Below are 25,093 nucleotides of genomic sequence, written 5' to 3'. Positions count from 1 at the left end.
CGGCGAGCGCTTCCGCCTCTATATCGAGACCGTGCTGGTTCCGACCCTGAAGCCCGGCGACATCGTCGTCATGGACAATCTCGGCTCGCATAAGGGCAAGGCCGTGCGTCGCACCATTCGCAAGGCAGGGGCCAAGTTGATTCTCCTGCCCAAATACTCACCCGACCTCAATCCCATCGAACAGTTCTTCGCCAAGCTCAAACACTGGCTTCGAAAGGCGGCCAAACGGACGGCCGAGACCGTCTGCCAGGCGATCGGCGAAATCCTCAACCGGACGACACCCGCCGAGTGCTCAAACTACTTCGCCAATGCAGGATACGACCGGAGATGACTTCATCCCGCTCTAAAGGGGGCCTGAAAAGCGCACCGCTGCCGAGAAGCGGGCTACGTCCCTTATCACCGGCCCCGTGGCGTCTCCGTCGCGGAGGGATGCCGGTTGATGGGCATTGCGCGTTCGACCTATTATGACTCCCCGGAGCGGCCGACTGACGCCGCGGTCAGTCCGATTACTTTCACTTGCATGATACTGGGGGATTGCCCGGTCAAATGCCTCATCCTGCCCCTAACGTCAGGGACGTCGCAGCGCATGTCGGCAATCATCCAATAACAGGTGGGCGTCAAGAGTAACCGAAGACGGACGGCAGCGTGTGAAATAGGAAATCCGTGTAGATTGGTACGCCAAGCACGCAGTGTTTCCGTTAGCCCTCCAGCAGATTTTGCATGAACCGTTCGATGGCCCAGTAAGACCAAGGTGGATATCATGGTATTTGATCTATCGGTCGAGCGGATCTTGGGAATTGGCGCACTTGTGCTTCTGGGCATCGGCTGCATTGTCGTGCTCTGGCCATTCCTCTCCGCCTTGATCTGGGCGGCGGTGCTCTGCTTCTCCACCTGGCCAATCTACACTTGGTTGGAGCGACTGCTAGGAGGACGGAGGACGCCCGCCGCGCTTCTCATGACACTGCTTGTGGCAGCTGTTATTGTGGCGCCGTTTGCCATCTTGGTGGCAACACTGGCCGATAGTGTGGCGACCGTGGCCCAGGCCGTGAACAGCCTCCTTGAGCAAGGCCCACCTGCGCCACCTGGGTGGGTAGCCGAAATCCCCTTCATAGGTGAGCGTCTTGCGCTTTACTGGCAGGGCCTGGCCTATAATGCACCAGCCTTCCTCGTCGAGCTGACGAAGCTGATCCGGCCTGCGACCGACATCGCAGTGGCCAGCGGTGCGGTTCTGGGCGTCGGGCTCCTCGAACTGGCACTGAGCGTGTTCATCGCGTTCTTCTTTTATCGGTACGGCCGCCAGATGGCAGCTTCCGTGCGTGGCAGTTCCGAGCGGATCGGCGGCACTCGCGCCCGGCATCTGCTCGCAGTTGCGGGCTCAACAGTTACCGGGGTGGTTTACAGTGTGATCGGGACGGCTATTGCGCAAGGAGCGCTCGCCGGGCTTGGGTTCTAGATCGCAGGTGTGCCTCAGGCGCTACTGCTCGGCTTCCTCACATTCCTTCTGTCCTTCGTGCCCCGCCGCTCCTCCGCTGGTTTGGGGGTCCGCCGCCCTCTGGTTGTTCTTTCGAGGCGAGGTCGGCTGGGGCATCTTCGTTGCGACTTGGGGTTTGCTGCTGGTGAGCAGCATCGACAACCTGTTGAGGCCCTATCTTCTCACGCAAGCGAACAGCTTGCCAGTGCTGCTCAGTTTCTTCGGTTTTCTCGGTGGCATTTTGGCCTTCGGCTTCATCGGTGTGTTCCTCGGCCCTGTCCTCCTAGCGGTGGGATACAGCCTTTTTCTTGAATGGCAGGCTGCCGACGTCCCGAAGCGTAGCCCTCCTGGTGAGTAGTCCTTCGGGCGGCGGTGGCGCGCCCGGTGCCAGGAACGGCCGGAGCGGGTTGATGTTGGACTAACGGCGGCGTTCGCGATGACGAACGGCTTTCCCTGGGTGATGTGGCGCAAGGCTCCCGCCGAAAGGATGAGCGAGCCCGCGCATCTCGAAATCTGGGGCGAGGAGGCGGTCCGGAGCGCGATCGATCTCTTGGCCGACCTGGAACCGGGTGCGGACCGAGTATCTCTATAATCTCTCTGGCTGGCTGGTGCGCGTGCGCGGCGGAATGGCGAACTACTCTACACCGTCGAGGTCAGTGAGGCCAAGGAGGCCGGCATAGGTAGTCTCTCAGTTTGAAATTGAGATGGATCATTCAGTGCCGCCGGCCTGTCCCTGACGCGTCGAATTCCCATATGCTTAGCGCTATGGATCAAAACAAACGAGCCCTTGAGCGCGCCTTCGACCTCGCCCAGTCTGGCGTATACGTCAATTTCGGAGAGGTGCGTACAAAGATCAGAAACGAAGGCTACGACAGTCGTCAGATGAATGGCTTGGCCCTTCGCAAGCAGATCAGTCAACTCATTCAGAGTGCGAGAGCGAATGCCCATCGGACCTAAAGGCGCCAGATGCGACCGGCCGACGTGATCGGCAACACCGTCCGCGTCATGCGCATTGCCACCTGGCGAGGAAGCCGACGACACACCGGATGACGGCAAGAGCGCCGCCGCAAAGGAGCCTGGCTCGAACGGCGGAAAGAACGCGCCGCCAATATGTCACCGGAACGGCGCGCAGAGATTGCTAAGAAGGCTGCTGCAAAGCGGTGGGCGAAGCATCTGGCTCGTCCGCCTCCGAGAATCGGGCGGCTGGTGTTTCCAAGACGCTCTGGTCGATGGAAGACCTTTGCGAGAAGATCGACGCCGTTGCGCCTAAACCTGGCAAGCGCGGTCCCTAAAAAAAGCGCGCTCTAACATTACTGGCCGGGTCGCCGTACTGAGAACTAAATCTGACTCGGCATGCCGTTAAGTGCTAGCGTGTCTCTGGCGCTGATCTCCACCCACTGGAGAACTGGCGACGGGGCTGGTGGTCGGCAGGGGTCGAGTCCACCAGCCTGCCCACACCTCTCTCAATCCAGAAACTCAAACTGAGACACTACCCGGCATAAGAACCAGTGATGGTGCAGTGGCTTCAAGAAATGACGGCCGTCTAGGATCGCGCTAACATGCTAGCGCATCAAACCCGCCGCTCGTAGGCATCTTCGATGACGGCCTGTATGCCATGCGGGCCCGACTCGGGTCGAGGCGCGGATATGTTGCGGGCTGACGGAGTGGGAAATTTTGCCAGCGCCTCTTCCGCGGCCGGCGACGAGGAGCGGGAGGACGGCCTTTCGACCCCCATATTAAGATTCGATCGGATCGAACCATTCGTCTGCGTCGCATCGATACCCCAGAAACGCGCGATCTCGCGCGTGGCCGAGATGCCGACATCGAGCATGAAAGGGCCTGGACTGCCCAGGCCATCCCGGATCGGCGTACCGTGTCCCATTCCGGCAATCATGTTGATCTCAATCGTTGCCTCACCCCCGACATTCCGCCAGACTCGCTTCGCAAGCCTGCCGGCCCTTTCCGAATGCGTCGGCGTCTTCTTGTCGAATCCATGAACGCCCAGCCATTGTGCCGCGAGGGCTGCCGCGCCCTGCCAGATCGAAATCCTCGGCCACAATACCCTATGGTCGGAAGCATGACGAAGGATCCGTTGCAGTTCCTTTCCCGACGGATGGCGCTCATGGATCTCGGACCCAGCAGGGGCACGTTTTGACTTTTCCGACTCTGGCGGAGGTGGCCGAAGAGTGCACACGCTCGGCCGAGGACCCGGGACGCGCTCTCCCGCGTTGAAGCGCCGACCGGCTGCGCGGTGAGGGCGCCCAACGGCGAAGGCACCGTGGGCGCCACCGCGACCTACGGGGTGGCCAGGGAGGTTGCGCGCGCGGAAAAAGGGCCAAGCGGGGTCGCCCGCGGTTTAGGCAACCGGGTCCATACGGTTCCGATTGCTAACCCAGCGGAGCTCCGGCTCGGGCATGGCGATAGGCGCCCGCCTCGACCGATGCTATGGGAGCGCTAAGCTGCCATAGGATTTCGCGATCATCGTAACAATCACTATCGGAAGCTGGTAGGAAGCCGCCTCTCGCTAGCCTCGCCAGAGACGAAAAAGAGCCCCCCACCGGCCGAAGCCAATGGGGGAGACTGCATGTGTTGAGCAGGGAATTACAGCGTGAGCGCCTGCGCTATCTGAAGGTAGAGCAGCACCCCGAGAGCTGGGCAATGTTCTACTTCAACCATGTCTTGTGCGCGTTTGAAGGGACGCGGCGCATGCGTGACGACATGCGCCATGCGAACCTACCGGACCCAATTTTCGACCAGAAGCAGGTCGGCACCCACAAAATTGTCGTCACGCTTAAAAACAACGTTGAGCACCGCAAGTTCTATGTGCGTGCGGAAGCGGTCTCGGCGATTAACCCGGAAGTTTATGCGACGCTTTCGGAAAGCGAGCGGATGGTGGTGAACTATCTGGCCGATCAAAAGCGCATAAACGTCAAAGAAGAGGCCGGCTTATTGATAGGGCGCGATTGGAGGGGCGCTAGCGACGTGCTGAAATCTCTGCAGACGAAGGGCGTGATCGACCGATCGGAACGCAAGTATCGAAGCCGGCGTCGGTTCTACTTTATCAAGCACCCCATTGGCACAGCTTTCGATTAAACGTCGCGATATGCGCGTTGGAACAATTCCGGCGCAAGCAAATTAATCGCCTGTAGTTGCGTCAAGAGTACCGCGTTTATGGCCAGTCCGGTCACCCGCCAGAATTCAAAGCGCGCCGCAGTCCGCAAAGCGGTCGACCGCCACAAGGTCTCTACATCACGGCGCAGCGTTTCTCCGGAGGCTCCTACGAGGCTCGCGTGCTGGTCGACGGCGAGGTCTATTGGGTCGATGAATTACGGCTGAGCCAGCTGCGCGCAGGAATATCGCCTTCGGAGCTGGAGATACCGGCAGGAGAGGATAGCTGATCGCTCCGCCGTTCCGATAGCGTGACGCTTTCCCGAGCGTCCGTTGCGTTAACCGCTCCACGATTTTCGGGGGAACCGGCCGGCCACTAACATTTGTTATAGGCGGAATGCAGAAACCAGAAGCCAAATCCGACACAATTCCGGTCGCCCTCGTGCTTGCAGCCATCCGGCTCCAGGTCGCGATCGATAGGCGCCAAGCGGAACAGAGGCGAGGCGCCGAAAACTAGTCCGTGCCTGAAGGCTCCGGAACTTAACGCCCCGGAAAAGCATTGCCTTTCCATGTTCAGTGACAAAGAAACAATCATCTTAGAAGCTTGTTTGCTGGTGGCCGTGCCTCTGTCGGTTGGCATGTCCGTCCTCTCGGCCGTCCTACTCCATTGATGAGCACACGGGGTGTAAATTTCGTCGACAAATGGATGGCAGAGCACCTGCCGAACGCGATGACTGATGATCCCGTCGCAGTGAGCGACTTGGCCGACCAGCTCATGGGAGCGGCCGACCGAGAAGGCATCCCGGCCGCCGAGATCAACAAGGAAGTCGAAAGCGTCTACGAGGTGATCTTCGAAGCCCTGGCGAACCGCGAAGGAAGCTTGGCGGGGTAGACCGCGAATAAACATATTACATACAAATTCGCTAAAAGAGCCCGGAACCGATGGGCCGCGGACGGCTTGAATCGCGGTCGGAGAGTTCGGGTGCATGCGTAACGCCAGAGAGCGGTTGATGTTCATCAAGCCGCTTGAGCCTATCCAGGTCGAGCCGCCGGTCAGCGACGACTGGCTGCACGAGAACAAGTACGATGGCTTCCGCACCCAGCTCGTCCGCGATTGGGCAGGTGTGCGGGCATTCTCGCGAAACGGACATGATTGGTCCCAGCGCTACTGGCCGATGGTCAACGCGGCCGAAAAGCTGCCGGCGGAGTCGTTCATCATCGATGGCGAGGTGATCGCGCCGGACCCGGACGGGCGGCCGAACTTCCACGCCATCCATTCGCGTATGACTTGGAAGCCGAGCTGCTCGCCTTCGTCGCCTTCGACCTACTCTATCTCAACGGCGAGCACGTTCGGGTGCTGCCGCTGATCGAACGCAAGGCGATGTCTGGAACCTGATCAAGCCGGCTGAGGGCATAATCCAGTATTAGGATCATGTCGAAGGCAACGGCGCCTCCTTCTTCGAAGCCGTCGAAAAGAGGGGCCTTGAGGGCATCGTGTCGAAGCGCCGTACGAGCTCCTATCGCAGTGGCAAGTAGGATTTCTGGGTGAAGACGAAATGCTGGGAGGTCGGCGACTTCGAACTGCTGGGCATCAAGCGAAAGCCTGGAAAGCCCGCTGCGGCGATCGTGGCGCGCGGTGGCCGATATGCCGGCACGGCGTTCATAACGCTGCCCAGCGGCCTCAGGGAGCGGCTTTGGAAACGTGTCGAAGCGGCCAGGGCATCCAAGCCTGCGCAGCGGGTGCCGAGCGCCTTCGCCGATGATGTCGAGTGGGTTAAACCCGGCATCACGGGCAGGGTGAAGTTCCTTCGCGGGGAGCACACGCTGCGTCATGCGACATTTCAGGATTTTAAGGATGGAACCCAAGACACCGGCCAGCTTGACTAAGAAGCGGATCCAGCAGATGACGATCGATCAGGGAGGAATGCCGCCATGCGCGCAATCGCATTTTTCATCGCCTCGTCGGCCACGATCTTCATTGCAAGCCCTTCGCGGGCGCAGGACGCCGCCGCAGGCGAGAAGGTCTTCACCAAGTGCAAGGTCTGCCACATTGCCGACCAGGACCAGAACAAGGTCGGCCCCTCTCTGCACGGTGTCATCGGGCGCACCGCGGGCACGCATCCCGGTTTCACTTATTCCATGGCCATGGCCGAGGCCGGAAAATCCGGCATCAAATGGGATGAGCCCACGCTGACAAAGTATCTTCAGGACCCGAGGGGGATGATCAAAGGAACGAAGATGGCGTTTCCCGGCCTCAAGAACGATCAGGACGTGGCCAACGTCATCGCTTACCTGAAACAGTTTTCCAAGTAAGCGGGCCCTGTAGCGAGGCGAAGGTTTCAGCACAGGTCAGCCTGTCCGACTTCTGTCCCATCGGCGGAAGGGAACATTCCTACCAGTGTCCCGGTTGAGTCTCGCGGCGTGTGTCCTCCGGCAAGGTTCACCGCGCCGCGTGGGGCATGTCCCCCGGAGCCCGTTCGCCATCCCTCAAGGCGGCGGGCTCTTGCCGTTCAAGTTCCCGTTTCGCTGTCTATACCTCGCCTGGTGATTGCCGGGCGGATCCCCAATTGTGTTTTGACTATTTGGCTTGTCGGGCGCGTAAAATATCAAGTTCGCCCAACCGGGCGGACTAACTCAGGGAGGATGTTATGAAGATGAGTCGACGTAATGCTCTCGCCCTTGCTGCCACATCGTTGGCCGCCCCGCTTTTGGCCGCAAAGTTCACGCCGGTATCGGCCAAGACCTATGGCCCGACTGAGGGCAAGGAGATTTTTCCTGGCGTTCGGCTAGTCGAGCGGGGGACACGAGATTCCCATATCAAGGGCTATAAGAAAATCGTCATGGAAGACGTGATTTATCAGCCGAAAGGAACTAGCCCGCTGGGGGATGTGATGACCGACGACATGGTCTGCACGGTCACTGAAGGCGAACTGGAAGTTACGGCCGGCGATATGAAGTTCACGGCCAAGGAAGGCGACGTTTGGAGCTGCGGCAAGGGCAGTACGAAAGAGGCTGCTACGAACAATGGAACAGTGGTCGCAGTGATGCGCGTCATTAACCTGAAGGTCGCATAAGTACCCCGCACGGGAACCGGCGCGAGGCCAAAAGCGGCGTTGAACATGTCCATGACACGGGAGGGGAGCGGCCCGGTAGCCTTTGGGTGTGGCGTTTGGGCGCGGCCACCGGGCCTTGGCCGGCAGGAGAGCTAGATGACCGGCAGCCGAAATATTCGCATCTACTAATGAATGGAATTCAGCCAAAAGGGCGAAACCCGCCTTGAACCACCAACCGACGGCTGGACCCTGCAACAACTGATCGACGCCGGCATGTCTGTCACGGTGAAGAAGCCGGCAGCATCTAGAGCAAAGAGGCGGACCCTGCCCTAAACATCGCTGTTGGGCTCCCTGAGGGCAGTGGCGATATCATCGAAGATCTCGTCCGGGCCAAGAGTTGGCACCAGAAGATGGGGGATTCACAGCGAATCCGTTTCAATCTAACACCAGTTCTTAGCGACTGCGCTGAAAGAGATCGCCGGGCGAGGAACCCCAAATCCTCAAGCCCGGCGCAGTTACCCCTGATGCCCAATCAGGAGTCCGGTGTGAGACCGGCAATCTCTTCGATGCAAGCCCGGTGCCAGCATTCCCGTCCTGAAACGAGACACCGAGAGCGGATGCGGACCACGAACTGACCAATCGGCCCGGCCGCGCGGCGGACCACTTGGGAGATCGGCACGGGCGGCCGACGCATACTGGTGGGGGAGTTGGGTTACGTGAAACCGTCGGCCGCCCGTGCTTTGGGCGGGGGCGCGTCGTCACTGACGCGGGGCTAGAATAGGCGCAGGGTGGGCGCCTTCAACTACGATGCCGTGATATGGTGAACGAGTCGTTACTCTCTACAGACTTCTTGTTCGCCGAGGTAGGCGGGCGGAAATGGCAAACACGCTTTCGGGGGAAGGTGGTGTAGCCGCCGTTGCCTAGATGAGCTGGGACAGGGTAATGGCGTTCTTACTCGACGATTGCAACCGACTGCGCCGACGGGATGTCCTTCATCCCGAGACTCGAGCAGTTCTGTTTGATGGTCGTGCTGCCGGACCACTGTATCTTGTCGGCGACGACCTGGGTGCAGCCGCCACTCCCGGAGAAGTTGCCTATAGGTAGTTGACCTGCTGCTTGGGGAAATAGATGGCACCGGTCAAAAGCGAGCTCGCAGTGCCGTTAAAGGTACTTGATGTGCTGGTGCCGGTCCGGTCGCCGTAGAACAGCACGCCGGAATAGGTGCCCGAGGTCGGCGCGCTCAGCGTCACAGTGGCGTTGCCATTCATGCTGACGGTGTTGCTGCCGGACATGAAGATGGTCACGCCGGTTCCGGAGACGGCCGCGCCGGCGTTGACCTTCAGACTGCCCTGGACGACATAGGTGCCGGGCTGGAGCGTGACATTGCCCTTGAGGTCCATGCCGCTGCAGTAAGTTCCGGGCTGGAGCGTTTGCGACGTTTTGCTCCCGTTGACGGCCTTGCACGGGTTGCCAGCCGCAGGTGCCGGAAGGCTGGAGAAGGGGTCCGACGCGGGCAAAGCCTGGGTGATCGGAGACTTGCAGACGGTGGTCACCGGGTTGCTGAGCGAGACGCCGCCGACCGCGATCAGGCAATCGGCCTGAAGCGCCGCCGACCCCTGCACCTTGACGGCATCGGCCTGCACCGAATTCGACATGACCGAGCAGCCCGTCAGCTTGACGCTGGTGTTGCCGGAGAAGAGCGCTGCCTGATAGGCCGACGGATTGAGCGCCAATACGCATGCCTTGGAGGCGTCAGTGATCAGCGCCACCGCCCTGGCCCGCTCCGGCACTTTGCTCTCGGAGAAGATCGCCGTGAACATCCGGTCGAGGCTCTGATTGAGGATCACCTCGACCGCCTTGTTGGTCATGTGCGACCCCGAGGTGGGCGGCGTGTGGACGGTGATTGTTACATTGGCGAGGCCGTTGTCGGTCGCCGATTGCGTGGCGGCCGTCGTGGTCGCTGCGGTGCTGGAACCCGCAACCTTTTCCAACGCGCCGGCATAGGCGGCTGCGTCGGCCGTCGCCTGCAGCTTCAGGCTCGAATAATACCAGTAGGACGTCTCGACGCCGAGTCCCGCCCCACCGACTACGATCGGCAGGGTGAGCGCGAAGATAACGGCAACGTTTCCAGCCGCGTCCCGACCTATCGCGCGCGTCAGTTGCCGAATGCGTGTGAGGATGTTGACCACCGCGTATTAGTAGGCGCTCATACATTAAACAACGGTTAAAGCGGGCTGAGATCCGAACAGAATGCCCGCCCGGGCAAGATATTATGCGCGACCTCATCGATGTGCGCCGCGATGTGCTGGCGGCGACTGGGGGCAAGCAAGTGCCGTGGGAAAACTCTTCGCTTACGGGCGAAGTTGTGTTGAAGCCTCTCGCACCTTCTACCCCCACGCCACAGTCGGCGTCACCGGACGATGCAGTCGAACTTGCATATTGGGCGACTATCAAGGACTCAACCGACAAGAGCTTTTTCGAGGCGTATTTGCAGCAATTTCCTGACGGCGCTTTTGCATCTCTTGCAAAGTTGAAGATCGACGCGATCGACAAGCGCATCAAAGCGGAGCAGCAGCTGGCGCTACTGCCGGAGAGGATGCGCCCCACTGAGGCAAGCGATGATACCAAAGGGGCGGAAGTCGCACGCCTTGGACACCCCGACCCACCGGCGCAGCCATCGGCACCTTCTACAAGCGCCAGCGAGCTTGCGCGCGCTACTCAAATAGAACTCTCCCGCATAGGATGCCTTAAAGGCCAAGCTGACGGGAAATGGGGAGGCGACAGCCGCAAAGCGCTTCGAGATTATGCTGATCGGCAAGGTGTCAAATTTGCCTCGTTGGAACCGACAGCGGGACTTCTGGAAAGACTAAGAGCGGTCGGAACTCGCATATGCCCGCTTGTTTGCGAAGACGGAATGGAGGTGCAGGGCAATCATTGTGCGCCTCAAGGGAAGGGGCTAAGCGCGTTTGATGGCACATGGAAATTAGTCAGACGAGCCACAACGAACTGCGGCGATTGGCGCGAACTGTCATCGTTAATCGTTATAAAAGACGGCAAAGTATCGTCTGCCTTCGGATTTACAGGAAGTATTTCTGTTACGGGCGACGTCAACATTCGACATATATTCACTTATAAAGGAATAACAGGTGGGAACACGCTGACTGGCGTCATAAAGGGCGACAACGGTACCGGTAAGTTTAAAGGGACCGGTGTTGGCAGCGGATGTTCAGGAAGAATCATCATGGAGAGAATGTGGAAATGAGGCGGCGTCCGCCGTCCGACTCTATGTTCAAAGGCCGACGCTACGGGGCCATTAGCTCATTGAAAGCTGCCGTTCGGCTTCCGGCCCCCTTTCGGTCATTCACCAGGAGGAAGTTGCTGGCTAGTTAGGGCTCCATCGTCGATATCTCGAAGCCAGTAACTATTCTCGTCCATCGTCTTTGGGTTCGCCAGACCGACCGAGAGAATACGAGGGCGGGTAGGCGAACCACTCGCGGCATTCGCAATCGCTGCCGGGGCAGCACTCGGCCGCTGATCCATAACAGAGGTGCCAAGGCCGGCCTGTCAGGTGTGCGGGCTTATATCTAGCTGTTCCGCAACGACCGTGCTCCCGGCAAATCCCACCTCAATACAAATTTGGGCTCGTATCTTCGGTCCGCGATTAGACGACTGACCCACTACCAAAAAGCAGTTGCCAGACCATGAACTTTAGGTGTAGCTTAACTAACACGTGCGCAACCACTTGACCCAAGGGGAGGGAGTCTCATGCGCATCATCTTACAAATCCTACTTCTTCTATTGTGGACGGGGGTCACCGGCCCAGAACCTTCTGGCGGGGTCCATTCAAGCGCAGATCGCATTTGAAGCTTGCGGGTAAGGCACCCCAGGCCAAGTGCCGGAGGTGAGGCGGCATTGCTACAATGGGCGGGGCGCGACCGCTGTGAGCCACTACATTAAGAGTTCAGGTAATGCTTTGCTCGGGACTGTTACCCGCCATTGCAATAAGGATTGTGGAGGATATGTGGCCTGCGGCCTTACGGGCACTCAGGTAAGGAAATGACCCACTCCTCAAAGCGCTCAAACTGCCCAGTGCGAGTGCGCCGCCAAGGGTTACAGAACCGCTCAATGCAGTTCTCGTTTGGTGTGCTCGCCCATACGGTGCGAGCATCCCTGATAGCAGGAGGGTAAGATGCGTACCGCAGCTGTCGGATTGCTTGCACTGTTTGCCCTAGGTTTGGTCTCGGCAGCCGCTGTCGGGCCGGCCACCGCTGGAACTGTCGGGGCCGCTGTCTGGAACGGCTGTAAGAACTCAATGTACAACCGGTACAATAACCTACGCGGCGCTAAGGTCTTTGTCGGGGGCTATAACAGGAGCACTGGCAGCACACACTGCTTCTGGACCTGGAACGATAAAAGGAAAGCAACGTCAGCCAACGCCAAGGCCATGATGGCCGAGACAGTCCGTGACTGCAAACGTGCCGGCTACGACTACTGCCAAGTGTACGCGCTCAACGGGTCTCTCACTGAAGCAGGCCTTTACGCACGTAATTTGGGTGTCGCTGAGTATCACGACGAGCAGCAAAGGCGGGAGCAGCAAACCAACGCTGACGTGGATATGTTCATGCGCTCGTTCCTCGGAGCAATGGGCAGCATGCAAAACAACTCCGAACCCGTTTATCGCCCACGGTATCGACCGGGCTACAGCAATTCTCCAGCCAAGGATAAATGGAATTATAATAACAATGGCACTGTCTGTACACCTGCACAGCGGGCCCGCGGATGGTCAGAGGAACGCTGCGCTTTGAACTGAGAACGTGTGCTTCGCCTACGGCCAAGTCCGGAACAGCGAGATCGTGCGGCGAACACTGGCGGCCAATTGCCAGAACAGCAGCAAAGGCGACGTGTGCATCGCTCGGTGAAGGTTGATTGGTCGCGTCGAGTGCTCGGCCGGCAACACAGTGGGCTAACTGCATATCATCTCGGGTAGCTAGCTGTGGAGCCTCAACAGATTATCCTCGGTAAGGCCGAGTCGGCTGACGTGACCTGGAGCTAGAGTCCGGCCTCGATTGAAGGACGGGCTGATGAGAAAATGCGTGCTGGGGAATTCGGTATAAAGGGGATGAGCAATAACCAAGGGAGGAAACTATCGTGCGTACAATTATCACACCTATACTTGTCGGCCTGACCTGCGTATCTGGTTGCTCCACAGCTCAAATTAATTCAACGACGGACGCATTTGTGCCGTTGATGAACCAGACGCTTTCACAACCTCGGCGGCAGGCACCTGTTTACCGCCGACCTGCCCCTTATCGCCCGCCGCCGCCGCGACGAGCGCCCGTCTACCAGAATAGCCCAGATTGTCCATCAGGAGAGTATATGTCAGATGGTCAGTGCATAGCCACGAGCGCTCAATAGGATCTGGAATGTACTAAGCGCGAAATAATAAAGAGATTCTTCGGACGTTGAACTGACAGGTTCAGATTGAATATAGGGGTTAGCCATGAAACAGCGTGTAGCAATCATTATTAGCCTGGCTGCAACCTTGATATGTTCGCAAGGTTCTGCGGCTTCGATAGGAAGCGAGTTGGGGCCGGCCTTCAAAGGTCCAGCCTCAGATCAGGTGGCTATGTCAGTCCTTCCCGGCGTCAAGCGTCAGGCGGAGAACATGTCTCCCATCATCAAAGTGGATCAGTGTACGAAGGGCTGTGAAATCGTCTACAGGCACTGCAAGGCAGTTGGCGCACCAGACTGCAGAGATAATTACGACGTATGCATGAATAGTTGCGATTGACTAACTGCACGCAGGAGACGGCCCTTGGGAGGCCCCATGGAAAGCCATCCCAATGGCGACCGTCGAGAGGAGGTTGAAAAATGTCATCGATAGCAAAGGCCCTAGTGGCCGCGGCCGTGGCGGCCTCAATTTTTGGGGGCGCGGCATCGGCTTACGCCGCCGGCTCGTGGTCTCGTGGCGACGACCAATCCAAAGTTCGGCTCCAGTCCCAATGGTCCGCTGCCCACAAGGAAGGAAGGCGAATTCTGGCACAGGGCGGCGATGATCCCGGCGACGGGTTTGGTCCCTATCCACCGGGCTGCAGCAACAAGTACTCGTTTGACGCGTGCGCCGTCGGCGGAAAGGGATGCTCGCTGCATGATAGGGTGAGGTGCGCACCAATCTGCTCGGACCTCTGCGACGACTGAGCGATCAGGGGCCGATTCTTTATCCTCTGCAGGATTGCCCATGTTATCCCGTTCCGCCGGGTGGTGGCGGAGATTGGTGTTTGCGCGCCATCGCTCCGGGGGGCCGACCGCACCGATCATCGGTATCACGGCTCAGGCGCTAAGGCGGCGACAAAGTGCAAGTTTGCCCGCGCCGTCGGCGGCCCCAAAACGGTCGTTGGATAGCTCTACACGCCATCGGCGCATTCCCGGCATCATCGCCGGAACGCGCGAAGGCCTTCGCAAGTAGTGAGTGAAGGGCGGGGGTGCGAGAAACCCCTGTACGGGCTCTTCGCATCCAAAACGGCAACGAGCTGGCAACAAATGCGGTGTAGCTCTTGCAAAACCGGTGTAGGCTTGGCGGTGTTCCGAGCCCGTGTGTTGCCACTTTGGAAACATCGAGCCAAAACCGCGCAGGCTGCTAAACGGGCCCCTCAACGCCTTGCAATTCAAGGCGGCAGCGGCCATTTAGGCGCGCGTCGCTGCGGTGGTAGAGCACTCCCTTGGTAAGGGAGAGGTCGAAGCTTCAACTCCCTCGCGCTTCAATGGCAGCCATTTGATTTCGATGCCGTGAAAGCGGACTGTCTGCAAACGGCCCCATTTCGGTCATTCACCAGGAGGAAGTGGCTGGCTACTTAGGGCTCCATCGTCGATATCTCGAAGCCAGTAACTATTCTCGTCCATCGTCTTTCGGTTCGCCAGACCATACGAGAGAATACGAGGGAAAAGGGTAGGCGAACCACCCGCTAACATATTGATTTCCTGTCGAAAACGACGACCCTCCGGGCCCACCATTACCTTTGATTTTGTTAATGAAAATTGAGCGAGGCCAGAACTTCCGGGCCTGTTGACGGGCTGGGCAAAAGGCGATCCCCGCGTTTGCTCCCGTCAAGTTGGAGGCGCAGCACCATCGAGCGACTAACCACCATTGCCCGGACGACACAAGCCTACACTGCCGCTGCATGCCCATGCTGGAGGCCAAACTCGGGCCGCCACTTGTGACCGTTCGCTTCCGGCCGCTGCTCCAGATTGTTGGGGCAGCATCTTATGAAGCGAGGTGAGTAGCAGACGGTAACGAGTTGATGCCATTGACCTCCAAGGTTTATTAGATCGCCGGCTCGGACCTGGAGGGCATGCGCCTCTGACCTCCTGGGAATCGGTCAAGATGCGCATTGCGCTCGCCCGTTCAACGTCATCGCGCCCCACGAAGGAGTTCAAGAACATAGGTCTTGGCGCCCCGTACCGCCGCCTCCAACGGCAGACCTTGAGCTAACGATGCGGCGATGGCGCTGGACAGCACGCAGCCGGTGCCACGCATCCCCCCATGAACGCGAGGCGCTTCGACCCGAACGGCGCGACGGTCCGGCTGCATGAGAACGTCATTCGCTTGATCTCCATGCGCGTGCCCGCCCTTGACGAGCACGGCGGTCCGCACCGTCGCCAACAGGTCCTCGCCTTGAACGCACGCGCCTTCTTCGTCCTTCGCAGGGTCTGCTCCCACCAACGTTGCCAGCTCGATCAGGTTGGGGGTCACGAGCCGGCAGAGCGGCATCAGATCACGGCGCAACACGTCGACGGCATCGTCCTCCAGCAACACGCGTCCCGAGGTCGAGGCAAGCACAGGGTCGAGGACCACCGGCACCTTCGGATGGGCCGCCAGGACAGAGCCGACCGCCTCAATGGCTGCCGCCGTCCCCAGCATGCCGATCTTGACGGCTGCGACCGGATTGGCAGCAAAGGCAGCGCACATTTGGGCGACGATAAGCTCCGGCGGCATCTGCTCGATGTGTTCGACGGCCGAGTGCGTCTGGACGGTCACGGCCGTGACGGCGAGGCAACTGCGCAGCCCAAAGGCGGATACGGTCTCGACGTCTCGGGCTGTTCCGGCGCCGCCACTTGAATCGCAGCCGGCGACGATCAGCACATGCGGCGTCAACGCCATTGGGCTGTCGCCGCCAGCCATTCAGCCGTCCGCGCCTCGGGGTGCGTGTTGCGGGTGATGTCGGTGACGACCGCCGCACTTTGGGCGCCGTGCGCGAAGACACCGGCTACGCGCTCGACGGTGAGCCCGCCGATGGCCACAAGCGGAAGTTCGCCGACGCGCTGCTTCCAGGCGGCAATGCGGTCCAGCCCCTGCGGATCCCATTTCATCGCCTTGAGAATGGTCGGGTAGATCGGTCCGAGCGCGACATAGTCCGGCTCGGCTTGGAGCGCGGTTTCGAGTTCGGCGCCGTCGTGAGTGCTGAGGCCCAGCCTCACGCCCGCCCTGCGGATCGCCTTCACATCAGCCTCCGCCAGATCTTCCTGGCCAAGGTGAACGAAATCGCAATCTTCCTCGATCGCAAGGCGCCAGTAGTCGTTGACGATGAACTGGCAGCCGTGGCGGTCACAGACTGCCTTCGAGTCGCGAATTTCTCGGCGCAGCGAAGCTTCGTCCTGGTCCTTAGTGCGCAGCTGCACCAGCTTCACGCCGAGCGGCACCAGACGTTCGATCCAAGCGGCGGAATCGACGATCAGGTAAAACGGATCGAGCTTCATGAGAATGCTGCCATGCCGATGACGGGGGTGGAGGGAACGGCCATGTCGCGCGGCTCGAGCAGGCCGGCGCAATAGGCGTCCCGGCCGGCCTCGACCGCCTTGCCGAAGGCCGCGGCCATGGCGGCGGGATCGCCTGCCTTGGCGACGGCCGTGTTGAGCAACACCGCGTCGTAGCCGAACTCCATCACGGCCGCGGCATGCGAGGGCCGGCCGATGCCGGCATCGACGATCAGCGGAATGCCGGGGAAGTGGCCGCGCAGGCTTCGCAGCGCATCGGGGTTCTGCGGCCCGCGGGCGGAGCCGATCGGCGCGCACCAGGGCATCAAGAGCCTGCAGCCGGCGTCGAGCAGGCGCTCGGCAACCATGAGGTCGTCGGTCGTATAGGGAAACACGTCGAAGCCTTCGGAGGCAAGGATCCTTGCGGCTTCGACCAATCCGAAGACGTCGGGCTGCAGCGTATCGTGGTTGCCGATCACTTCGAGCTTGATCCAGTCGGTGCCGAACACCTCGCGCGCCATCCGCGCTGTGGTGACCGCTTCCACCACCGAGTGGCAGCCGGCGGTGTTGGGCAGCACGCGAACGCCGAGCGACTGGACCAGCGACCAGAACTGGCCGCCGGCTTTGCCGCCCGATGTTTCGCGGCGGAGCGACACCGTGACGATCTCCGTGCCGGACGCTTTCACCGCCTCCGCCATGACGGCAGGCGAGGGGTAAAGCGCGGTGCCCAGCAGAAGGCGGGACGCGAGTTTCTGTCCATAGAACTCGAGCATGGATCAGCCTCCTTTCATCGGTGAGAGGATTTCGATGCGGTCGCCATCGGCGAGCCGGCAGCGGTCGCGCTCCCCGGCTGGCACGACGTCACCGTTCAGCGCGGTGGCGAGCCAGCTGCCCTGGAAGTCAAGTTCGCGGAGCAGCGCGGCAAGCGTTTCGGCCGCGACTTCATGGGCTTGGCCGTTAACGGTGAGCTTCAAGGGCAAACTCCTTTGCTCCAGGATTTCCCAGGATGAGGTCGGCTGCCTGCCGCGCCATGGCCGGCGCGAGCAGGAAGCCGTGGCGGTAGAGGCCGTTGATGCGAATATTCCTCCCGTCGCGCTCGACGCGAGGCAAGTTGTCGACGAATGCGGGACGCACGCCAACACCGGTTTCGACCAGCTCGGCTTCGCCGAAGGCCGGATGCAGCGCATAGGCGGCGCCGAGCAGCTCCATGGTCGAGCGCGCGGTGATCGGGCCTTCGGCATCGCACTCGATCATCGTCGCGCCGACCATGAACAGGTTTTCCGCGCGGGGCACGACATAGACGGAGACGCGCGGATGCAGCAGCCGCACCGGGCGGGCCAGCGAGATCTCGTGCGTTCGCAGGATCAGCATCTCGCCGCGCACGCCGCGCAGTTCCGGTCGCCTGTCACCGCTGCCGGTGCAGTCCACCTCGATATCCTGAGATGCCGGCGCCGAGTTGCGGCCGAACTCGACGCGCGCGCCCATCCCGCGCAGCTTGTCGCGCAGGGAAAGCAGAGCCGTCCGTGGGTCGAGATGCGCTTCCTCAGCGAAGTACAGCCCACGGCCGAACCGGCCTTCGAGGGCCGGTTCGAGAACCGCGATTTCACCGGCACCGAGCTGTCTGAAGCCGGACGTGCGGCGGCCGAAGCGGTCGAGTTCGCCGGCATCGCGGGCAGACGCCAGCACCAGCGTGCCGCGGCGCGCGACATGACCGGGCAAGGCGGCGTCCCACCAGTCGGCTGCGCCGCGTCCGAGCGTCAGCACGGTCTCTTCGGCGTTCTCGCGCTCGCACCAGGGCGCGAGCATGCCGCCGGCCTGCCAGGAGGCATTGCCGGCGATCTCGAGGCGTTTCTCGACCACGGTCACATCGGCGCCGCGCGTTGCCAGCTCGTGCGCGAGCGTCAATCCGGCGACGCCAGCGCCGCGAACGAGCACCTTCATGGCGTGTCCGTGCGCTCGGAGGTGCTGTCGACCGGCATGTAGAGATCGCCGCCGTCGCGGTACTTCGCAGCCATGGCCGCCCCTTCCTTCTGCGCTTCCGCGCGGATGTCGTGCGAGATCCGCATCGAGCAGAATTTAGGACCGCACATGGAGCAGAAATGCGCCACCTTGTGCGCCTCCTTGGGCAGGGTTTCGTCGTGGAAGGCGCGCGCCGTCTCGGGATCGAGCGAGAGGTTGAACTGGTCCTCCCACCGGAACTCGAAGCGCGCCCGCGACAGCGCGTCGTCCCTGACCTGGGCGGCCGGATGGCCCTTGGCGAGGTCGGCGGCGTGGGCGGCGATCTTGTAGGTAATGACGCCGGTCTTGACGTCATCGCGGTCGGGCAGGCCGAGATGCTCCTTCGGCGTGACGTAGCAGAGCATCGACGTTCCGAACCAGCCGATCATCGCCGCGCCGATGCCCGATGTGATGTGGTCATAGCCCGGCGCGATGTCGGTGGTGAGCGGCCCGAGCGTGTAGAACGGCGCTTCGCCACAGACCGCGAGCTGCTTGTCCATGTTCTGCTTGATCTTGTGCATCGGCACGTGGCCGGGCCCTTCGATCATCACCTGGCAGTCCTTGGCCCAGGCGATCTTGGTGAGTTCGCCCAGCGTTTCCAGTTCGGCGAACTGGGCCGCGTCATTGGCGTCGGCGATCGAGCCGGGGCGAAGGCCGTCGCCGAGCGAGAACGCCACGTCATAGGACCGGGCGATGTCGCAGATATCCTCGAAATGCTCGTAGAGAAAACTCTCCTTGTGGTGATGCAGGCACCACTTGGCCATGATCGAGCCGCCGCGCGACACGATGCCGGTGACGCGATCGACGGTGAGCGGGATATAGGGCAGGCGCACGCCGGCATGGATCGTGAAATAGTCCACGCCCTGCTCGGCCTGCTCGATGAGGGTGTCGCGGAACACCTCCCAGGTCAGTTCCTCGGCGACGCCGCCGACCTTCTCCAGCGCCTGGTAGATCGGCACCGTGCCGATCGGCACCGGCGAATTGCGCACGATCCATTCGCGGATGTTGTGGATGTTGCGTCCGGTCGAGAGGTCCATCACCGTGTCGGCGCCCCAGCGGATCGCCCACACCATCTTCTCGACCTCCTCGGCCATCGACGAGGTGACGGCGGAGTTGCCGATATTGGCGTTGATCTTGACCAGGAAATTGCGGCCGATGATCATCGGCTCGCTTTCCGGGTGGTTAATGTTGGACGGGATGATGGCGCGGCCGCGCGCCACCTCGTCGCGCACGAATTCCGGCGTGACGAAGTCAGGGATCGCGGCGCCGAAGCTTTGGCCATCGCGTTGAAGTTTCGAACGCAACTGCTCACGGCCGAGGTTCTCGCGGATGGCGACGAACTCCATCTCAGGCGTGATGATGCCGGCGCGCGCATAGGCGAGCTGTGTGACAGCGCGGCCGCCGGCCGCGCGCAACGGTCTGTTGCGAACCGGGAATTCCGGCGTCAGGCGATCGGCTGAGACGAAGCCGTTGTCTTCCGGCTTGATCGTGCGGCCCTCGTAGCGCCCCACGTCTCCGCGCGCCTCGATCCATGCCTCGCGCAGCCGTGGCAAGCCACGCTCGATGTCGGTTTTCACCGTGGCGTCCGTGTAGGGACCGGACGAGTCGTAGACAGTGACCGGCGGCTCGCCGGCGCTCGAGTGGACCGAGATCTCGCGCATCGGCACCCGCAGCTCCGGGTGAAGCTGACCGGGTTTGTGGACCTTCTTCGAAGCGGACAATTCGCCGACGGTGACGGTCGGGGTGTGGGCATTCATGAGTGAGCCTCCTTGCTCGAGTGCAACGGAGACCCAGTCCACGCGATGAGGAGGAAGTGACGCTTCGCTTAGGATGCGGGCACTGCCCGAATGCCGAAGCCGGATTGCCGACCCGCGAAGCCTCGCACCGTCCCTACGCCAGTATGAACTGGATCAGGTTCAACGGGTCACTGCGCGCGATAGCAGTATCTCAGCCCCTTGCCGGGACTCCCCTGGTGAGGGGAGCAGGTTGGACGATGCGACGCTATCCTGTCAACTCGATTTCATGACTTCTCCAGCCTCGAACAAGGGCGACGAGAAGCAGCGCAACCACGCAGCTTTGATCGAGCATCTGACTTACATCGACGCCCATTGAGCCACGATCTTGCGCGCTGGAACTGGCAGCCGGACCCACTTGTCATCCGCCAAGGAAACGCTTTTGCGATCCCTTGTGGCGGCGGGTTGAAGAACGCATTTTTCGCCTCGAAGAGCATCTGTTCGGCGTCTACGGACGCTGGTTCGATTTGTTCAGGACCGGATTATTGTGCAGCCGTAAGGGTCGAGTTGCAGCGTTCCCACGACGGCTGCAAGGGCCTTGCCGGGAGCCTGTTCGCGAATGCTGTGGTTGTTCTCGTCCCGCGTCCCGCTCAACGCCGACAGGATCAGCGTACCGCCATTGCGACCTTTGGCGACTATCTGTTCGGGCCAATGCGCGATGCATTGAAGCGTTATGCCATGTGGGACCCGCCGCCGATTGCACCCGATTGGGCAGACGATTCCTGGGCGCGTGGCGCCGCGGCGCTTGCGACCCAAAGGCTCTTCGACTTCGAAAGCAGCCCCGGAGAAATCGCCGGCACCGGGCTGCAACGATCAACGGTCAAGTAGCTACAGGACCAAAGCGGCGTCCTCGTCCCGATTTCGGGCCTTCGTCTCCGTCTCTGCGCGCCTTTCCGTAGCCAACTGTTTGGAAAAGCGATGCTTGGCCGATGGATGAGGTTCGTGCAAAGGACGCCGGCCGAATGGAAGAAGACCGGCGCGAAGGTGCCGGTCTTGATGTCGTAACGAGCAGAGGAGGTCTGCGACCTCCGGTCTCGGATTGCCTGAGCAGTCAAGCGGCCTTGAGGTTCTTCAAAGCCTTTTCGAAGGCATCCTTGATCGGCTTGGATACGTCTTCGGTGGCTCTCAACATCACCGCCTGCAGGGTCTTGGCCTGCTCGACGGAAGTGTCGATCTGTTTGTTCACGAAAGCGGCCTGCAACTCGAAGAACTCGGATGGCGACTTCACGGCAACCAGTGCTTCGAGGTGAGCGAAGCCGGCTTCGGCATTGGCTCGCAGAGCTGCGATCGTCTTCAGCGACACCTCGTTGCGGGTGGTCTTGGCCACCTCAAGGGTCGACTCAAGAGCCTTTTGAGTCGCCTCGGCGTTCGATTCCAATTTGGAAAATGCTTCCTTCGCCTGCTCAACGCCCTGTTCGGCGACAGCGCGAACCTGCTCGGTAACCCGGTACGGCTCGTAAGTAGCGGATTCCGCGTTGTCGATCGTTTCGGTCTTGCCGGGGATCTTGGACATTTTCCATCCTTTTCCAGAGAGTGGCATTACACAAAGCCCCCCTGTTTCATCTACGAAATCGACACAACGGATTTATGAAGGGGCGAATTGTCGCTCAAGGGCACCACTGCGGCGGCCGGCGCGCTGCCGGCAGCGATCGGTGCAGGTCGTAGCGGCTGCCGTCATTCGGCAGGTCCGCCGGGCGCGAGATTGTGCATCACCGTCTTCGACCAAAAATCAGTCATTCGGTTGATGGCGCAGGAGCGGCCTCTTCGCAGTCCATCGCTGCCATTCGACCCTGGCGCGACCTTCTCAGTTATCCTTGGACAGCCAAGACCCCGTCACTCCTCATGCCAAAACGGCCAAGGCGTCCGCGAAGAAACGGTCGCCACCGAAATTGCCTGACTTCAGGGCAAGCAGCAGCTCGCCGTGCGGGCTGCCGAGTGCGCGCAGCGCGGGGACACCCGCGGCGATTTCGGGGCCCAACTCGAAGGCGGGAATGGCAAGCTGGTCCACGACGGCGCCGGACGTCTCGCCGCCTGCCACGACCAACCTGCGCACGCCGAGTTCGACCAGACCTTCGGCGATCGTCGCCAGCGACTGCTCGATCACATGACCGGCAGCGTCACGTCCATGCCGCGCCTGCAGCGCCGAAACCACCTCGGGCGATCCACTGCTGGCGATGAGCACGGGGCCATCGGCCAAGCGGGCGGCCGCCCATGCGAGCGCACGGTGCGTCTCCGCCGCTCCGCTCATCAACCTTTCCGGATCGAGCCTCAGCACCGGCATCGTCTCTTCGGCGCGGGCAATCTGCGTCAGGGTCGCCCGCGAACAGCTGCCGGCCAAGCACGCCGCGGGCCCCTTGGCCGGCCGATCCCGCAGCACCGTCCGTTGATGGCGCTGCGCGGTGCCGGCGGCGACCAGGCCGCGGGCGAGACCCAATCCCAGGCCGGACGCTCCGACCGACAGGCGTTGTGCCAAGGCTGCGGCGCCGATCGCTTCAAGATCGCTCTCGAACACGGCGTCGACGATCGCCGCTCCGGCCCCATCCTGGGAAATCGCCGCGTTGCGCGCGAGGATCGCGTCCGCGCCGCGCGCGACCGTCGCGAGGTCGATCGACCCGACCGCTGCCATGCTCTGCCGGGCGAGTACGCGCACCAGATTGGCATCGCGCATGGGATTGAGCGGGTGATCCTTGAGCGGACTCTCGTTGAGCGGCACCGCGCCGACGAAAAGATTCCCCTGGTAGACGGTTCGGCCGGTTTCCGGAAAGGCCGGCGTCACCAAAACCGATTTCTCGTTCACGTCGTGACGCAAGGCGTCCAGCACCGGGCCGATATTGCCAGCATCGGTGGAATCGAAGGTCGAGCAGATCTTGTACATCACATGCGCTGCCCCGCGGGCGCGCAGCCATTGGTCGGCCGCGCGGGCGCGCTCCACCGCCTGCGCTGCCACAACCGAACGGATCTTGAGCGAGACGACAACCGCGTCGACCTCGGGAAGATCGAGACCTGCGGCCGGAACGCCGATGGTTTGAACCGTGCGCAGGCCTTCCTTGGCGAGCGTGTTGGCCAGGTCGGACGCGCCTGTGTAGTCGTCCGCAATTGCGCCGAGGGCGAGGCTCATGGCGAAACTCCGATGCCAGCCTGGGGAAGGGGCTCGCCGGCAAAGGGGGCGAACCAGCCGAGCCCCTCAAGTGTCGTGCCGCTGGGCCGATATTCGCAACCGACGAAACCATCATAGCCCAGCCGGTCCAGTTCCGCGAAGATGAACCGGTCGTTGAGCTCTTCCGAAGTCGGCTCATGGCGGGAGGGCACGCTTGCTATCTGGACATGGCCAATGATCGGCAGCAGCCGGCGCAACGCCATGACGACATCGCCATGCAGGATCTGGCGGTGGTAGACATCGAACTGCAGCTTGAGGTTGGGCAGCGCCAGTTCGCCGATGAGCTGTTCGGCAAAGTCGAAGTCATTGAGGAAATAGCCGGGCATGTCGCGACCATTGATCGGTTCGATCACCAGATCGATGCCGCGATCGGCAAGCTTGCCGGCGGTCCAGAGGATCGCTTTGCGATAGGCATCCATGGCCGCCCTGTCCCCGCGAGCGGCGAGCCCCGACATCAAATGCAGGCGCTTCACGCCCGTGGCCTCCGCGTAGGGAAGGGCAGATGCCACGGCGGCCTGAAGTTCGGCGAACCGATCGGGCAAGGCGGCCAGTCCTCGCTCGCCGGCCGCCCAATCGCCAGGCGGCAAATTGAACAGAGCCTGGGTCAAACCGTATCTGCGAAGGCGCTCGCCGATCGCCTCGGGCGTGTGCTCGTAAGGAAACAGGAATTCGACCGCACGGAAGCCGGCATCGGCGGCCGCCTGGAACCGATCCAGGAACGGCCACTCGCTGAACATCATTGTCAGGTTGGCGGCAAAGCGGGGCACGGGCGATCCAGTCTTCCTCAGGCCGATGTCAGGCCGGTTTGGCCAGGTTTGCGGGTGGTAGGCAGTTCGGTGCCGGTGATCTTTGCGTAGAGCCGGGCGACGGATGCGTCGTCGTCCCGGCCCATTCCAGCCGCCGAGGTCGCCAGGAACATCTGTAGCGCGGCTGCGGCCACCGGCACCGGGAATTTGGCGCTGCGGGCCATATCCTGAATGATGCCGAGGTCCTTGACGAAGATGTCGACCGCGCTGCGCGGTGTGTAGTCGCCGTCCAGCACGTGCGGCACCCGGTTCTCGAACATCCACGAATTGCCTGCGGAGGCAGTTATCACCTCGTAGACCTTGCGGATGTCCAGCCCTTGCCGGGCGGCAAATGCGATGGCTTCGCTGGCCGCCGCGATATGCACGCCAGCAAGCAACTGGTTGATCATCTTGAAGGCTGCACCAACGCCCGGCTCGTCACCGAGTTCATAGACGTTGGCGGCTATTGCATCCAGTGCCGGCCGCGCTCTGGCGAAGGCGGCAGGGCTGCCGGAGGCCAGAATGGTGAGCGCACCCTCGGCGGCGCGCGCTGACCCGCCGCTGATCGGCGCGTCGAGATAGAGCCGTCCCGTCGCTTCGAGCGGCGTGGCAAGGCGGCGCACCGCATCGGGATCGATCGTGGCCGAGGAGACGAAAACCGCGCCCTCGGCCATGGTTTCGGCGACGCCGTTCGTACCGAACAGGATGGCCTCCGTTTGCGCGGCGTTGACGACCACCGACACGACGACGTCGGCACCTTCAGCGGCCTCGGCGGGGCTTGCCGCGCCTCGGCCGCCCGCGTCGACGAGCCGGGCGACGGCCGCGGCGTCGACGTCGAAGCCAGCCACTTCAAACCCGCCCCGCCTGAGCGACATGGCCATGCCAAGTCCCATGGAACCGATGCCGATCAGGGCGGCCCGATTCGTCCTTGCCCCGGCGGGGTTTTCCTTGCTTCGATCATAAACGGTCATCACGGA

23 protein-coding genes, 1 pseudogene and 1 riboswitch are annotated in these 25,093 nt (G+C 61.5%); of the genes and pseudogenes, 12 read left to right on the top strand and 12 right to left on the bottom strand.

The window, feature by feature from the left end:
• The coding region (locus CK221_RS24435) for a transposase (RefSeq protein WP_143749097.1) at positions 1-331 on the top strand (331 nt) is incomplete at its 5' end.
• 429 nt (positions 332-760) lie between these two features.
• Positions 761-1,829: pseudogene (locus CK221_RS30875) on the top strand (AI-2E family transporter).
• A gap of 1,212 nt (positions 1,830-3,041) precedes the next feature.
• Here the strand turns inward: CK221_RS30875 and CK221_RS24415 are convergent.
• A complete protein-coding gene (locus CK221_RS24415; RefSeq protein ID WP_179295197.1) occupies positions 3,042-3,365 on the bottom strand; it encodes a hypothetical protein in 324 nt (107 codons plus the stop codon).
• Between the two features lie 692 nt (positions 3,366-4,057).
• On the opposite strand from CK221_RS24415, the gene CK221_RS24410 reads away from it, so the two are divergent.
• The 6 genes from CK221_RS24410 to CK221_RS24385 all read left to right on the top strand — a co-directional run bounded on the left by CK221_RS24410 (position 4,058) and on the right by CK221_RS24385 (position 7,653).
• A complete protein-coding gene (locus CK221_RS24410; RefSeq protein ID WP_095779551.1) occupies positions 4,058-4,564 on the top strand; it encodes a hypothetical protein in 507 nt (168 codons plus the stop codon).
• 721 nt (positions 4,565-5,285) lie between these two features.
• Complete coding sequence (locus CK221_RS24400; RefSeq protein WP_245430735.1) at positions 5,286-5,471, top strand: hypothetical protein; 186 nt, start codon at positions 5,286-5,288, stop codon at positions 5,469-5,471.
• Between the two features lie 118 nt (positions 5,472-5,589).
• Complete coding sequence (locus tag CK221_RS30870) at positions 5,590-5,946, top strand: hypothetical protein (protein WP_245430734.1); 357 nt, start codon at positions 5,590-5,592, stop codon at positions 5,944-5,946.
• Positions 5,947-6,124: 178 nt separating this feature from the next.
• Positions 6,125-6,466, top strand: coding sequence for a hypothetical protein (locus CK221_RS30865; RefSeq protein WP_245430733.1), 342 nt, complete (start codon positions 6,125-6,127; stop codon positions 6,464-6,466).
• A 45-nt stretch (positions 6,467-6,511) separates the two neighbouring features.
• The gene (locus tag CK221_RS24390) at positions 6,512-6,892 is read left to right on the top strand and encodes a cytochrome c family protein (RefSeq protein ID WP_095779549.1); all 381 of its coding nucleotides are present in this window, start codon (positions 6,512-6,514) and stop codon (positions 6,890-6,892) included.
• A gap of 335 nt (positions 6,893-7,227) precedes the next feature.
• Positions 7,228-7,653, top strand: coding sequence for a hypothetical protein (locus tag CK221_RS24385; RefSeq protein ID WP_066997287.1), 426 nt, complete (start codon positions 7,228-7,230; stop codon positions 7,651-7,653).
• Positions 7,654-8,726: 1,073 nt separating this feature from the next.
• Here the strand turns inward: CK221_RS24385 and CK221_RS24380 are convergent.
• Positions 8,727-9,821, bottom strand: coding sequence for a pilus assembly protein TadG-related protein (locus CK221_RS24380; protein ID WP_245430732.1), 1,095 nt, complete (start codon positions 9,819-9,821; stop codon positions 8,727-8,729).
• A gap of 83 nt (positions 9,822-9,904) precedes the next feature.
• Here CK221_RS24380 and CK221_RS29950 point away from each other — a divergent pair, with 83 nt between their 5' ends.
• Both CK221_RS29950 and CK221_RS24375 read left to right on the top strand, forming a co-directional pair.
• Entirely contained in the window at positions 9,905-10,894 is a 990-nt protein-coding gene (locus tag CK221_RS29950) for a hypothetical protein (RefSeq protein ID WP_143749095.1), read from the top strand.
• A gap of 927 nt (positions 10,895-11,821) precedes the next feature.
• Positions 11,822-12,442 carry a hypothetical protein gene (locus CK221_RS24375; protein WP_095779548.1) on the top strand — a complete coding sequence of 207 codons (621 nt, stop codon included), beginning with the start codon at positions 11,822-11,824 and terminating at the stop codon, positions 12,440-12,442.
• A gap of 2,598 nt (positions 12,443-15,040) precedes the next feature.
• Here the strand turns inward: CK221_RS24375 and CK221_RS24365 are convergent.
• Genes CK221_RS24365 through thiC form a run of 6 tightly spaced genes read right to left on the bottom strand, consistent with a single transcriptional unit; the run spans position 15,041 to position 20,138 of the window.
• Positions 15,041-15,790, bottom strand: a complete 750-nt coding sequence (locus tag CK221_RS24365; protein WP_095779547.1) for a hydroxymethylpyrimidine/phosphomethylpyrimidine kinase — start codon at positions 15,788-15,790, stop codon at positions 15,041-15,043.
• Positions 15,781-16,386, bottom strand: a complete 606-nt coding sequence (locus CK221_RS24360) for a thiamine phosphate synthase (RefSeq protein ID WP_095779546.1) — start codon at positions 16,384-16,386, stop codon at positions 15,781-15,783. The genes CK221_RS24365 and CK221_RS24360 overlap by 10 nt, the downstream gene beginning before the upstream one ends.
• On the bottom strand, positions 16,383-17,156 hold the full coding sequence (locus CK221_RS24355; protein WP_095779545.1) for a thiazole synthase: 774 nt from the start codon (positions 17,154-17,156) through the stop codon (positions 16,383-16,385). The genes CK221_RS24360 and CK221_RS24355 overlap by 4 nt, the downstream gene beginning before the upstream one ends.
• Positions 17,157-17,159: 3 nt before the next feature.
• The gene (thiS, locus tag CK221_RS24350) at positions 17,160-17,357 is read right to left on the bottom strand and encodes a sulfur carrier protein ThiS (protein ID WP_066994668.1); all 198 of its coding nucleotides are present in this window, start codon (positions 17,355-17,357) and stop codon (positions 17,160-17,162) included.
• Positions 17,341-18,324 (bottom strand): glycine oxidase ThiO, encoded by a 984-nt coding sequence (gene thiO, locus CK221_RS24345; protein WP_066994671.1) that lies wholly within the window; start codon positions 18,322-18,324, stop codon positions 17,341-17,343. The genes thiS and thiO overlap by 17 nt, the downstream gene beginning before the upstream one ends.
• Positions 18,321-20,138, bottom strand: a complete 1,818-nt coding sequence (gene thiC, locus CK221_RS24340; protein WP_095779544.1) for a phosphomethylpyrimidine synthase ThiC — start codon at positions 20,136-20,138, stop codon at positions 18,321-18,323. The genes thiO and thiC overlap by 4 nt, the downstream gene beginning before the upstream one ends.
• 112 nt (positions 20,139-20,250) lie before the next feature.
• A riboswitch (TPP riboswitch) is annotated at positions 20,251-20,362 on the bottom strand.
• A 5-nt stretch (positions 20,363-20,367) separates the two neighbouring features.
• Here thiC and CK221_RS31120 point away from each other — a divergent pair.
• Both CK221_RS31120 and CK221_RS30420 read left to right on the top strand, forming a co-directional pair.
• The gene (locus CK221_RS31120; protein WP_280952193.1) at positions 20,368-20,493 is read left to right on the top strand and encodes a hypothetical protein; all 126 of its coding nucleotides are present in this window, start codon (positions 20,368-20,370) and stop codon (positions 20,491-20,493) included.
• The gene (locus CK221_RS30420) at positions 20,490-21,002 is read left to right on the top strand and encodes a hypothetical protein (protein ID WP_179295196.1); all 513 of its coding nucleotides are present in this window, start codon (positions 20,490-20,492) and stop codon (positions 21,000-21,002) included. Before CK221_RS31120 ends, CK221_RS30420 begins: the two co-directional genes overlap by 4 nt.
• Before the next feature lie 223 nt (positions 21,003-21,225).
• Here the strand turns inward: CK221_RS30420 and CK221_RS24330 are convergent, their stop codons facing one another.
• From CK221_RS24330 to ltnD, 4 genes are all read right to left on the bottom strand, one after another.
• Positions 21,226-21,687: a phasin gene (locus CK221_RS24330; protein WP_095779543.1), complete on the bottom strand. Its 462-nt coding sequence runs from the start codon at positions 21,685-21,687 to the stop codon at positions 21,226-21,228.
• A 327-nt stretch (positions 21,688-22,014) separates the two neighbouring features.
• Positions 22,015-23,292: a 3-oxo-tetronate kinase gene (otnK, locus tag CK221_RS24325; RefSeq protein WP_095779542.1), complete on the bottom strand. Its 1,278-nt coding sequence runs from the start codon at positions 23,290-23,292 to the stop codon at positions 22,015-22,017.
• On the bottom strand, positions 23,289-24,098 hold the full coding sequence (gene otnI, locus CK221_RS24320; protein ID WP_095779541.1) for a 2-oxo-tetronate isomerase: 810 nt from the start codon (positions 24,096-24,098) through the stop codon (positions 23,289-23,291). The genes otnK and otnI overlap by 4 nt, the downstream gene beginning before the upstream one ends.
• A 17-nt stretch (positions 24,099-24,115) precedes the next feature.
• Positions 24,116-25,087: an L-threonate dehydrogenase gene (ltnD, locus tag CK221_RS24315; protein ID WP_095779540.1), complete on the bottom strand. Its 972-nt coding sequence runs from the start codon at positions 25,085-25,087 to the stop codon at positions 24,116-24,118.
• Between the last annotated feature and the right edge of the window lie 6 nt (positions 25,088-25,093).

It is taken from the genome of Mesorhizobium sp. WSM3868 (genome assembly GCF_002294785.1).
Lineage (GTDB): Bacteria > Pseudomonadota > Alphaproteobacteria > Rhizobiales > Rhizobiaceae > Mesorhizobium.
This window is presented reverse-complemented; position numbering and strand designations above follow the sequence as displayed.

Bases quoted from the DNA above. Each gene is read 5' to 3' on its own strand.
- CK221_RS24415 (WP_179295197.1), bottom strand. From the start codon at position 3,365: ATGATTGCCGGAATGGGACACGGTACGCCGATCCGGGATGGCCTGGGC.
- CK221_RS24400 (WP_245430735.1), top strand. From the start codon at position 5,286: ATGGCAGAGCACCTGCCGAACGCGATGACTGATGATCCCGTCGCAGTG.
- CK221_RS30870 (WP_245430734.1), top strand. From the start codon at position 5,590: ATGTTCATCAAGCCGCTTGAGCCTATCCAGGTCGAGCCGCCGGTCAGC.
- CK221_RS24390 (WP_095779549.1), top strand. From the start codon at position 6,512: ATGCGCGCAATCGCATTTTTCATCGCCTCGTCGGCCACGATCTTCATT.
- CK221_RS24385 (WP_066997287.1), top strand. From the start codon at position 7,228: ATGAAGATGAGTCGACGTAATGCTCTCGCCCTTGCTGCCACATCGTTG.
- CK221_RS29950 (WP_143749095.1), top strand. From the start codon at position 9,905: ATGCGCGACCTCATCGATGTGCGCCGCGATGTGCTGGCGGCGACTGGG.
- CK221_RS24375 (WP_095779548.1), top strand. From the start codon at position 11,822: ATGCGTACCGCAGCTGTCGGATTGCTTGCACTGTTTGCCCTAGGTTTG.
- CK221_RS24365 (WP_095779547.1), bottom strand. From the start codon at position 15,790: ATGGCGTTGACGCCGCATGTGCTGATCGTCGCCGGCTGCGATTCAAGT.
- CK221_RS24360 (WP_095779546.1), bottom strand. From the start codon at position 16,386: ATGAAGCTCGATCCGTTTTACCTGATCGTCGATTCCGCCGCTTGGATC.
- CK221_RS24355 (WP_095779545.1), bottom strand. From the start codon at position 17,156: ATGCTCGAGTTCTATGGACAGAAACTCGCGTCCCGCCTTCTGCTGGGC.
- thiO (WP_066994671.1), bottom strand. From the start codon at position 18,324: ATGAAGGTGCTCGTTCGCGGCGCTGGCGTCGCCGGATTGACGCTCGCG.
- thiC (WP_095779544.1), bottom strand. From the start codon at position 20,138: ATGAATGCCCACACCCCGACCGTCACCGTCGGCGAATTGTCCGCTTCG.
- CK221_RS24330 (WP_095779543.1), bottom strand. From the start codon at position 21,687: ATGTCCAAGATCCCCGGCAAGACCGAAACGATCGACAACGCGGAATCC.
- otnK (WP_095779542.1), bottom strand. From the start codon at position 23,292: ATGAGCCTCGCCCTCGGCGCAATTGCGGACGACTACACAGGCGCGTCC.
- ltnD (WP_095779540.1), bottom strand. From the start codon at position 25,087: ATGACCGTTTATGATCGAAGCAAGGAAAACCCCGCCGGGGCAAGGACG.